The 7,159-nt window shown below is 44.8% G+C and carries 5 protein-coding genes; all 5 read right to left on the reverse strand.

The features are described 5' to 3' along the window. Nucleotides 1-523: peptidase associated/transthyretin-like domain-containing protein (locus tag DP116_RS25780; RefSeq protein ID WP_169157860.1), on the reverse strand; the 523-nt coding region annotated here is incomplete at its 3' end. 335 nt (nt 524-858) lie between these two features. Beyond that, the gene (locus DP116_RS25785) at nt 859-1,845 is read right to left on the reverse strand and encodes a phosphate ABC transporter substrate-binding protein (protein ID WP_169157861.1); all 987 of its coding nucleotides are present in this window, start codon (nt 1,843-1,845) and stop codon (nt 859-861) included. Between the two features lie 229 nt (nt 1,846-2,074). Continuing rightward, a complete protein-coding gene (locus tag DP116_RS25790; protein WP_169157862.1) occupies nt 2,075-3,523 on the reverse strand; it encodes a cobyrinic acid a,c-diamide synthase CobB in 1,449 nt (482 codons plus the stop codon). Nucleotides 3,524-3,962: 439 nt separating this feature from the next. Next, on the reverse strand, nt 3,963-5,342 hold the full coding sequence (gene opcA / locus DP116_RS25795) for a glucose-6-phosphate dehydrogenase assembly protein OpcA (RefSeq protein ID WP_169157863.1): 1,380 nt from the start codon (nt 5,340-5,342) through the stop codon (nt 3,963-3,965). Nucleotides 5,343-5,437: 95 nt separating this feature from the next. Further along, nucleotides 5,438-6,967, reverse strand: coding sequence for a glucose-6-phosphate dehydrogenase (gene zwf, locus DP116_RS25800; RefSeq protein ID WP_169157864.1), 1,530 nt, complete (start codon nt 6,965-6,967; stop codon nt 5,438-5,440). Nucleotides 6,968-7,159: the final 192 nt, after the last annotated feature.

The raw sequence follows: 7,159 nt of genomic DNA on the forward strand, positions 1-7,159 counted from the left end.
CATCAAAACTATATGAATTATTAGTTTTCTTTGTAGCAATTGAAGATGCAGCACTAGTTCCAAGTTGGTTTGAAGATGAAGTTGGAGGTGCAGAAGCAAGTGATTTAACTTCAGGATCACCTGATTTGCTTAAGTTTATTACTCTGGTTGTACTTTGTTCGTTTTCTAAATTAATCGTAAAATTTTGAGTTGGGTAACCAGCTTTACTTAAATTGACAGCAACATCACCTTTACTAGGAATTTGAACTTTAGCATAACCATTATTATCAGTTTGTTTCATTTCAGGCGCACCTTTAGAAGAGACTCGAAGTTTTACCCCCGGTAAAACTTCCCCTTGTTCAGTTTGTGTAATGAGTTCAACCTCTTGCTTTTGCACTACACCAACTTCTGGTTGCAACCTAATCAAACCCCTGATTTCTGGTACTGTTGCTACTGTAGCAACAGTACCAACAATAGCTAAAATAAAGCCCCATTTAGTAAAGTTAAACTTCTTTCTGTTTTGGCTTTTGGTGTTTTGGCTCATGGTTTTGTTCTGGATTGAGTTGTTATTTTACCTGTCATACAGTTAGCGATAAGGCGTACGCTCAATTTCTTAACCAGCGACGAAGAGCTTGGCTAAGATGTCAAATGACGTCTAAGTATTTATTATGCAGTATCTTTCGCAGTAGTCCGAGAAAATCCGGATAAATAAATTTTTGATTCTTAAAGATTTATTTACTTTTTGCTCAGTAAATCTATATAGCGGGTTGCAAGCGAGCGAGGTACAGTAAAAACAATGAGCGAGCAGTACATACTTTCTTTGAAAAGAAAAGCATATTCACCAGACAATCGTGATAAATAATAAACTGCTACTTCAACCTACTTTAATGGAATAAAACCTACTCGCTGGACAATTTGTTGTCCACTAGGGGAGATAGCAAAGTCAATAAATTGTTTTGCCCCTGGACTGGTTTTACGCGGTACAACTAAATAAACGACTCGACTAATAGGATAAGTACTATTTTTAATGGCAGTTTGATCAGTAGGAGAAATTCCATTTATAGAAACAATACGAACCGTTTTTTGATTTTCTAACTGAGAAACTGTGCTGTAAGTGATGCCATTATCACCTAAGGCACGTAATAGCGAAGTCGTTTCATCTTTCTTGATTGTGGTGAAGTTTGTGCTATCAGGTGCAAATGACTCTTCTAAGAGCACAACTTCCTGAAAGAATGTATATGTACCACTATCTGGAGAGCGATTAATAACTTTTATTGGTAGGTTTGGACCTCCTACTTGTGACCAGTTAGTGATTTTTCCTTGAAAAATCCCCTTCAATTGTTCCATAGTCAATTCCCCTTTATATGGGTTGTTGACGCCTACTGCTATAGCCAAAGCATCGCGGGCAATTGGAACTTGTACGAGTCCAGCTTGTGCTTCATCAGATTTTAGGGGACGTGAACTCGCTGCTATCAACACTTTGCCGTCTCTTAAGTTTTGAATCCCTTTATTGGTGCCATTGGGACTACCATCTGGTAAGCCATAAGTTGTGGGCAAGGAAGGATTCACCGGATTAAACGCAATTTGCAGCTGCTTGATCAAAGCGACTATCGTGACGCTACCATCAATTGTGAGCACGCTTGGGTTGGGCAGACTGGTATCCAAGTTTGATGTGTCAAAAGTTGCACTAGGTTGGGATGTGGCAGCTTGCTGTTCAGAAGAATTGGCAGAAGGTTGAGTCTGTTGTTTGGACGCAAAAGGTAAGCTATTCCGGAAGAACCACACACCAAACCCTAAAAGCCCTAGAGTGATGAGCAGAGATAGCACCAAGGTGAAAGTTTCTTGATTATTACTTTTATTAGCCATAAGGAATATCAATTATTGGGACTTTGTAAATTAGTATGGTCTAGGTGGTGGTTAGTATTCCCTAGAACGCCGCTTCAGCTATCAACAAATGCGCCGAATGAACCGCCATCTCTATGCTACAAAAGTCTTTACGTATGTGGTGTGATCGCTTCTTCAATCTCAATGTTTGCAAATTCATCAGATTCAAGCTTTTTGCGATATTCCTATTGAGTTAAGGCGTTAACGATTTTTAAGTAAATTTAAAGACACAACACTTTTGTAAAAATCGCTTGGGAATATCTAGACTCTCTCCCCAATGTTGATGAATGTAGGAAGCATGTAGAGATGGAAGCAAATTCCATCCTTCATATCCTGTGGATTCTTCGCAATCGTAACGATAAGTTTGAAACAAGGGTGAATTGGGAGTTGGGATTAACCGGGAACGATGAAACTCGTGCCCGTAAACGGTTGTACCTGCAGGTACTAACAAACCATCCTGTAAAGCAACTGCTCGACGATACCCTAAGGTAAGACGCCCACCCATTACGGCTGTTGTGGGCAATACTCCTACCATTGACCAAGATTTCTCCTCAAAATCGACGATTTCCTCGCATAGATACATTAATCCGCCACATTCAGCAATGGTAGGCATTCCAGAGAGAATTGCTGTTTTCACTGCATCGCGGGTGGTGCTGTTTTGGGCTAGTTGTTGGGCAAAGACTTCTGGAAAACCACCACCAAAATACATCCCTTGCACGTCTTGTGGTAATCCAGGGTCTTCTAAAGGACTCCAAAAAACCAGTTCTGCACCCAACTGCTGTAGCAAGTCAAGATTGTCTTGGTAGTAGAAATTGAAAGCGCGATCGCGCGCTACAGCAATCCTTACACGAACAGGTGTAGGTGAAAAGATAGGCAAAGAACTTCTCCCCTGCTCCTCTGCTCCCCTGCTCCTCTGCTCCCCTGCTCCTCTGCTCCCCTGCTCCCCTGCTCCCCTTGTCTGCAACAGTGGTAACAAGCGTTCCCAGTCAAAGCAAGTATTTCCCAAATGGGCAAGTCGGTCAATTAAAGCTTGTAGTTGAGGAAGTTCTGCTGTAGGTACTAAACCCAGGTGTCGATCTGGTATTGTAATATTCTCCTCACGCCGTAGCACCCCAAGAATCGGTAGTTGGAGAGGTTCTAGGGCATCTTTGAGGAGGGAGAGATGGCGATCGCTTCCCACTCGATTTAACACCACCCCAGCAATTTTGATTTCTTGGTCAAATGAGCAATAACCGTGTGCGATCGCAGCCACAGAACCAGACAACCGACTGCAATCTATCACCAATACGACAGGTAAATTCAGTAACCGCGCTATATGAGCCGTACTAGCAAAATCATTTGCCCCTCCCCTCAGAAAGGTCAGGGGTTGGGGTGGGGTAACTCCATCAAACAGCCCCATGACTCCTTCTATCAGAGTATATTCACATACTTGCGAGTTATAAGTAAAACATTGCTTGATGTATTCTTCTGATGTCAGCACTGGGTCTAAATTGCGACTGGGACGACCTGTCACGTGCTGATGAAACATCGGGTCGATGTAATCTGGACCAACCTTGAAAGATTGTACTTGTGTACTTCGTTGACACAAAGATGCCAAAAGGGTGAGCGTGACTGTCGTCTTACCCACCCCGCTGCGTTCTCCTGCAATAACTAGAGCCATAAAGAAGTTAAAAGTTAGCAAAAAAGAACGATCAAACACAGTTGTCAGAACTCAGAATTAATTATAAACACAGGTTGACCCTTCGATTTCCTTCGACTGTGCTCAGGATCAATCCTTACAATTCTGTACAACTGGGTTTCTCATCTTGTTCACAAGCCCTCCTACACTAGTAGGGTGTGTTGTCGCACAGCGCAACGCACCATCAATAATTTTCGGTGCGTTAGGACTAACGTCCATAACGCACCCTACCGGATTAAAGCTGAGCTACTTGCGGTTTGAAACGTTAAATCAAGAGGATTTCATCCGTGGGGATATTCTGCGTTTTGCGTTCTTCTTAAAGATCTTGACTTTTATACAAAATTGTGTATATACCTCATCCTTATCCCCTCTCCTTGATAAGGAGAGGGGTGCCCGTGAGGGCGGGGTGAGGTCTTAACGACTAACTTTTTGCTTCCAACTTGAGCATATGAGCTGTTTGAGCGAGACTTTCTTCAAAGAGTGCTTCATGACCCCAGCGTTGCACCTGCTGACTAAGTAAAACTTCTGCTTTTTGCTCGGAAAGTGAAGTCACTTGTTGAAACACACCACTAGCCTGGGCACCACCTTGTGTTTCCATCCGCATACAACCACCTGTTTCTGAACAGATGAGAGTCCCGCAGTTTGCCTGTGGATTTGTGGAACTTAAGCGCAAGGCAATTAAATCACCAGGAATTTCACCCGCATCGCCAACAGGGACTCCTGCTAACTCTGCTTCTATTTGCCGTTGATCCTGTGCAACGAACTGAATTTTGGTGATGTCATAATCTCCAGTTTCTTTTTGATAAGAAACCGGATGCCATTGTAAACGACTTGCCAGCCAACCCAAATACATTAGCGCTTGTACGGAGTTGCCTTTTTCATAATCTATGTTAACTCTGTCAATTTCTACCAGGGCAGCACGACGTTGGGGTGCGTCGTAGGCTTCAGCTGTTAATTCCTGCCATCCCGAGAGACGACGCCAATTCAGGTCAGCGAGTGGAATATCAGATTCTACCAACTCTTGCAAGTTGAGCAAATCAGTTTCTGCCTTGTTAAAGTTGCAGGAGTCCACAATAACGTTATTACACACTGCCGATAATCGCTTGAACAAGGGGTTGTTGAGGTCTGGTGTTGCTTTCCACCAGAGAAACTTGGGCAAGCCACCAATTAACAATGCCTGAATCATGCCACCGACTCGTTCTAAAGCAGCAGCCGTTCCTGTTAAAGTAATGTATTCGCAGCACACGAGTGTACTTGCGGACTGCTTTTGGATTGGGCAGTAGGCAGAAACTTGAGCCTTCACCCCTACATCTTCGCCTGCTATTGGAGTCAGGGCAATAATGCGACAGGGGTTGCGGATGGCAATTTCATCAGCAATTCGGGGACTGCTGCTGGCATCTGGAGTATAAGACGCACTACCAGAACCGTTTTCAGCTGTAGCTGCGCCGTGACGTTTGGAGAGTTCTTCGCGTAAGACAGCAAGGGTTTCCTCTGTTGCTGTTCCAGTCTCTGTTAAACCGTGGGTTTTCTGCACTTCTCGCAGTGCGGCTTCCATCTGCGGACCGAAAATGCCATCAATTGGACCTTTGTAAAGTCCCAAAGCAGCCAATAGATACTGGGTTTCCTCAGGTTCGTAAACTATCAAAGTAAATGTTGTGGCGCGAGTGGCAGCAGGAAGTGCACCATCTTCACCAGCAATACCGTAACTTTGCCAAATGCGACTCAGTTCCGCTTCAATATCTGTTAGCGAAACATCTTTGGGAGCCTGAAGTGAAAAAATTGTAGGAGCTTGGGAAGTCATAACAATTGAAGTATTAAGTATTAAGTTATGAACTATGAGTTGCACCAAGGATAAAGGAGAGAAAATTTTATTTCTATCCTTTACCCTTAATTGTTCTATAGTCTGCGCCAGCGGCGACCATCTTGGTTAATTAACAACTCCGCTTCGGCTGGTTCCCAAGTGCCAGCTTCATATCGGGGAACGGACGCCGGGTCACTTGGCGTATCCCAAACGGAAAGGATTGGTGTCACCACCCGCCAAGCAGCTTCCACTTCGTCAGCCCGTGTGAATAATGTCTGGTCGCCCATCATACAATCTAAAAACAGGCGATCATAGGCATCGGAAGTTGCTTGGATACCAAAAGAACCATAAGTAAAGTCCATGTCAACGGAACGGGTACGGAATGCCGCTCCTGGCATCTTGACTTCAAAGCGTAGAGAAATTCCTTCATTAGGCTGAATCCGCATTGCCAAAATGTTACCAGCCATTTGTTGGGCAGCAGATGGAAACATCCGAGAAGGAACTTCGCGGAAGTGGATCGAAATCTCACTGACTTTTTTTGGCATCCGCTTACCAGTACGCAAGTAGAACGGAACTCCTTGCCAGCGCCAGTTATCAACCAGAAACTTCACCGCCACGTAGGTGGGGGTTGTGGAGTTTGGATTCACTCCTGGTTCTTCATGATAACCAGGCACGGGTTTACCCTTCATCCACCCAGCACTATACTGACCCCGTACTGCAGAACGGTGGAGATTTTGGACATCAGCTAGTCGGGTGGCTTGGAGCACCTTCACTTTTTCCGTACGGATGCTGTCGGCATCTAAGGAATTGGGAGGCTCAATCGCGCTCATGCAAAAAAGTTGCATCAAGTGGTTTTGCAACATATCCCGCAGTGCACCGGAGCTTTCATAGTATCCAGCTCTGTCTTCAACCCCCACGGTTTCTGCTACAGTAATCTGAACGTGATCAACAAATTGGCGATTCCATAAGGGTTCAAAAATCGCGTTGGCAAAACGAAACACCAGTAAATTCTGAACTGTTTCTTTGCCGAGGTAGTGGTCAATCCGGTAGACTTGCTCTTCTTTGCAATATTTCTGCACCACTCGGTTCAGACTTTGGGCTGAAGCCAAGTCCCGACCAAAGGGTTTTTCAATGACTAGACGATGTTTGTAGGGATCTTCCAGCATTCCCCCTGAGCCAAGCTGCTTGATCGCTTCTGGAAAGAAATTCGGTGCAACAGACAGGTAGAACATCCGGTTTCCCCGTGTTCCCCTTTTTTCGTCTAACTCACCCAAGAAATTCTTGAGTTTCTGATAACTTTCGGGCTTGTCGATATCACCAGAGCAATAGAACAGACCTTGGGAGAAGTCTTGCCAGAGTTCCTCCGCACCGACACCGCCATGAGCTTCTTCCATGCCCTTGCGCATTTGTTCGCGGAAGTATTCGTGGCTCCAGTCGCGACGTGCTACGCCAACAATGGTGATTTCTGGTGGAACGCGTCGTTCTTGTCGCAGTTTGTACAGTGCTGGGACTAGTTTGCGCCAAGTCAGGTCACCGGAAGCACCAAAGATAATTATAATCTGAGGTTCCGGCATCCGTTGCTGTTGCAGACCAACCCGCAGGGGATTTTCTAGCAGACTGACCATAACAATTTTGGATTTCTGATGGAGATTTGCAATGAGAGATTGGGGAACTTGTCCCTTTTGGGGATTAGGGACAATAGAAATTGTTAGTCGTTAGTTATCAAGCAATACAGTTCAGTTAAGGATAATTGTAGGTTGGGGAGCCAGCGCGAATGACGGCTTTCCGCTCTCACAGCAAGTCTGGCGTTTGAGGAA

Source organism: Brasilonema bromeliae SPC951, from assembly GCF_012912135.1.
In the GTDB taxonomy this organism is placed as follows: Bacteria; Cyanobacteriota; Cyanobacteriia; order Cyanobacteriales; family Nostocaceae; genus Brasilonema; species Brasilonema bromeliae.

What these genes read in the sequence shown, in the direction of transcription:
- DP116_RS25785 (WP_169157861.1), bottom strand. Translation starts at nt 1,845, where the DNA reads ATGGCTAATAAAAGTAATAATCAAGAAACTTTCACCTTGGTGCTATCT.
- DP116_RS25790 (WP_169157862.1), bottom strand. Translation starts at nt 3,523, where the DNA reads ATGGCTCTAGTTATTGCAGGAGAACGCAGCGGGGTGGGTAAGACGACA.
- opcA (WP_169157863.1), bottom strand. Translation starts at nt 5,342, where the DNA reads ATGACTTCCCAAGCTCCTACAATTTTTTCACTTCAGGCTCCCAAAGAT.
- zwf (WP_169157864.1), bottom strand. Translation starts at nt 6,967, where the DNA reads ATGGTCAGTCTGCTAGAAAATCCCCTGCGGGTTGGTCTGCAACAGCAA.